The sequence below is a fragment of the Pseudomonas sp. 2VD genome (genome assembly GCF_005503585.1).
GTDB lineage: Bacteria > Pseudomonadota > Gammaproteobacteria > Pseudomonadales > Pseudomonadaceae > Pseudomonas > Pseudomonas aeruginosa.
Genome location: NZ_SCND01000488.1, coordinates 1 through 3,714, shown reverse-complemented (window position 1 = coordinate 3,714; position 3,714 = coordinate 1). Strand labels below are relative to the sequence as shown.

The window sequence follows — 3,714 nt, the reverse complement described above, 5'->3', positions numbered from 1 at the left end:
CTTCCTGCGCAGTCTGATGCACCGAGGTCTACGAGGGGTCAAGCTGGTGATCTCCGATGCCCATGAGGGCCTCAAGGCTGCGGTGGCCAAAGTGCTGAAGGCGACCTGGCAGCGCTGCCGGGTGCACTTCATGCGCAACGCCCTGGCGCATGCTAGCAAGGGACAACGCAGTATGGTGGCGGCCTTGCTGCGCACGGCGTTTGCTCAGGACAGCGAGATGGAGGCGCGTCAGCAATGGCGAATGGTGGCGGATCAGTTACGCGAGCGCTTCCCAAGGATCGCCCATCTCATGGACAACACTTTGGTTCGATGAAAAAAAGCCACCCGAAGGTGGCCTATGAGTTCATGCTGCGATGAGTTGTCGTGCCAACGCCATCTCCACCGAATCCCCATCCTGGTTCAACGAGTCGAGACCTGACTCGGGAACGTCTCCCGACGTGCTCTGAGCCACAGCGATCTTCTTGGCCATCAGCTGTAAGCAGGTGATCTGCGAGCTGCCGGCGTAGCCGAAGAACACCACCCTCACCGGGTGCTTCTGCCCGATCCGCCACGACCGCCGCGCGGCCTGCTGCAGGGTGTACACGTTGTAGCCCGTTTGCAGGAACGCGATGGTCGGGAAGTCGAGCAAGTCCAGCCCGGTCTTCACCAGCTCCGGGTTGGTGATCAGCACATCGATGCCGCGATCGACCTGGTCGAGGATCCAATCCTCGCGTCGAGCGGTATCGACCGAAGCACGTAGCACTGCCACCTTCAGCCCGGATTGCTCGAGCACTTTCTTCAGCCTGGACGTGGTGTCGCGCGTCCCGCTGTAGACGGTGTATGCCAGAACCTTGCGGCCCTTCGCTTTCTCCTCGAGGCAGAGGTCCACCAGCGCCTGCTCCTTGGGCATCAACTGCTCGTCGCCGAAGATCGCTGGCACGAAGGCCAGTGTGTCCCGGCTTCGCGGATGCTTGACGATCTCCGGTCGGAAACAGCAGTCCGGCCAAGCCAGCAGCACGTTGAGGACCACGCCCAGGAGCGTGGTATCTCGTCGCGCCAGAGCCTGGCGGAGCTCCGCTGTCAGCGTGGCCGACAGGCGCTGATAGGCCGAAGCCTGTTCAGGCGCCATGGGCACGTCGACGAACTCCTCCTGGTAGTCGGGCAGTACGTTGCCACCGATATCCTTGAGCTTCAGGAACACGGTGAACGGCAATACGAAGCGGTGGATGCCCTTCGGGCCGAAGCCGGGAGCCTTCACCGTGCGTACCGAGAGCTTCTTGCCCCGCGCTGTCTTGTGCGAATCACCATCGCGCTCGGTGTAGATATCCTTGAGCACACCGTGGTCGCGCATGAACGACATGGCTGCGGGAGCCATGCTGCCGCGCGCGTTGGGCCGATAGCCGTCCTCGATCATGCGCTGAGTGAGGATGCGGAACAGGAGGTAGAACAGGTCGTCAGCGTAGCCGCCCATGAGCGTTCCGGTCAGCAGCACGGTTTTCCGTGCCTTGGCTGCGAGAACGCCCATGGCCTGGCCCTGGGCCGAGCCGCTGTTCTTGTACTCATGTCCCTCGTCCACCACCAGCAGGTCGAAGTAGCCATCAGGTAGGTAGCGCTTGATGAACTCGGTCGGTTGGTAGCCGCCTTCACCGAAGCCGAACTCGATGTTTGCCATCGATCGCTCCATGCGTTTGGCCTGCCGATCGCTGAAGACGAAGTTGCCCTTGGCGTCCATCAGGTTGATGAACTCCGAGACGTTGTCCACCAACATCGTGGCCAGGAAGTCCTCGCCGAAGTCGTTCAGCAGGCGCTCCGCCCTGACCGGGCCGATGGTTGGAATCCGACACATCGACGTGAGGATCGTTGCGCGCCGGTTGCCGCCGTTGGGCTTGCCTGGTCGGATCAGCGTCCAGAGCGCCCCACGACAGGAGGAACAGGTACGTCGACGGTCACCACGCTCGAACTCCTCCACCGTGACCAGGTTGCCTTCCAGGTCCTCGAGGACCTGGCCGCAATCCGGGCACGCAGCGAGCAGTTGGCCACCGGCGGCGCGCTTCTTCCAGCAGGCGAGCCGCCAATGGAAACCCATCCGCATCCGCACGCGGCCGAGGATGAAGAACTCCTGGCGCCCGTCGTAGGCGTCGCCCATCTGATCTCGCAGCTTGAGCAGCTTGAGTAGAGTATCTGGGCCATTGAGTACCCAGACGCGGGCGGCTGGGATGGTCTCCAGGATCTCGCGGCGCCACTTGTAGACCAGGTGCGGCGGAGAGACGACCAGGGTCCGGCGATAGCCGGCTGCGTGCATGACCGCTGCGACAGCGATGGCCATCATGGTTTTCCCGGTGCCCATCTCGGCGTTGATGATTCCGGCCTGCTCGTTACGGTCCAGCAGCAGGGCGGTGATGGCCTGGACGACCTCGGCCTGGGCCGCGAAGGGCTTGCGCTTGAGTCGATCCATCACCAACTGGCGGTGAGCGTTGACGGAGCCGGTATAGACCGGGGGGTTGGAGCGATTGAGCGACTCCAGGAGCTCGTTGCCGAACTCGTCGATGAAGTCGGTCAGGTTGATGTTCAGGTGGGAGGCGGCCAGGGCGGCCGGTTGGGTCAGAGCGTTCATGTGCATCTCCTGCAGGTGAAGAGCGGAGCAGGGCGTGCACGGTCCCCTTCGGGTATCGGCATACCCTGCAGGGTGGAGTGGAAGGAATCGCCGCGGGGGCGAGGTCAGTAATCGCTAGGGAGCAAAAGCGTGGTTGAGCTGCGGTCTGCCTCAGTGATGATCCAGAGCCTGGATTCGTCGCCGGCGTCGATGTCGTAGGACGACAGCAGCCGATCGCCGAACTTCAGGGCTCTCTGGTTGGTGTTCCAGTCTTCCTGGTCCAGCGTCCCCCAGTCTCCCGCCAGATGGCGTTTCAGCAAAGGCGCTGGGTTGAGTTGACCGGTTTCCACCAGGTGGCTCACGGCTGCGGTCATTACGACCCGGCCAGGGCTGATCAGCAGCGGTGCGGGTGCGGGGGCCGGCTCAGGTTGGGGCTCTTCAGCTTCTTCCGTGGTCGCGGCCGAGGAGCTGATGGTCAGCACGCGGCCCTGATTGGCCGAGGAGGGTGTCATTTCCCATGCCCGGATGACCGGGATGAAACGGTCGGTGAGGATCCTCACCTCGGTGATGTTGCCGTCGTCGTCCTCAGTGAATTCGGTCTTGCAGACCTTGTCCTTGTAGGTGTCACCCTTCACGACCAGGATCCGGCCCGACTTCGATCGCACGACGCCAGATATCGCGCCGGCGGCCAGGGCCAGGGCCAGGGCCAGGTGCCAGCGAGACAGCTCGCGGACTGGTGGGCGCGGCTGCAGCCCCGCTTGCGCGAAGTGCAGGTTGAAGTCAGGCCAGAGACCTCGCAGCCGCTGGATTTCACCGGCGAACTGCTCCGGCTCCAGGGTTACTCGGTAGAAGTGCTCCAGCTCGCTGGTGGCCGGCAGAACCACGTAGGGTTCCCACGGCCAAGCCGCTGGAATTTCCTCGGCCTTTTCCTGGCCCGCGCCGATCGCCTGCAGGCGAGACCTCACCTGATTGGCGTCCGCCCGGGCCAGGTCTTGCCGACGGACCCGGATGCCGAAGATCACCACCTGCTTGAAGGTAGGATCCGCGGCTGCGTAGATGCGCAGGCCGGTGAAGTGGTTGCTCAACCAGCCAGTCAGCTCATCGTCCAAGACGTAGTGAGGAACAATCAGAACCATGACGCC

At 63.2% G+C, this 3,714-nt stretch carries 2 protein-coding genes and 1 pseudogene; 1 reads left to right on the top strand and 2 read right to left on the bottom strand.

The window, feature by feature from the left end; genetic code table 11:
• A pseudogene (locus tag FFS27_RS30275) lies at positions 1-295 on the top strand (transposase); the annotation flags it as partial.
• 48 nt (positions 296-343) lie between these two features.
• Here the strand turns inward: FFS27_RS30275 and FFS27_RS30270 are convergent.
• Together FFS27_RS30270 and FFS27_RS30265 are read right to left on the bottom strand one after the other, a co-directional pair.
• On the bottom strand, positions 344-2,593 hold the full coding sequence (locus FFS27_RS30270) for a DEAD/DEAH box helicase (protein WP_034013861.1): 2,250 nt from the start codon (positions 2,591-2,593) through the stop codon (positions 344-346).
• Between the two features lie 104 nt (positions 2,594-2,697).
• On the bottom strand, positions 2,698-3,714 hold a 1,017-nt coding region (locus FFS27_RS30265; RefSeq protein ID WP_137952430.1), incomplete at its 5' end, for a class I SAM-dependent methyltransferase.

Coding starts and splice junctions, on each gene's coding strand:
- FFS27_RS30270 (WP_034013861.1), bottom strand. CDS start 2,593: ATGAACGCTCTGACCCAACCGGCCGCCCTGGCCGCCTCCCACCTGAAC.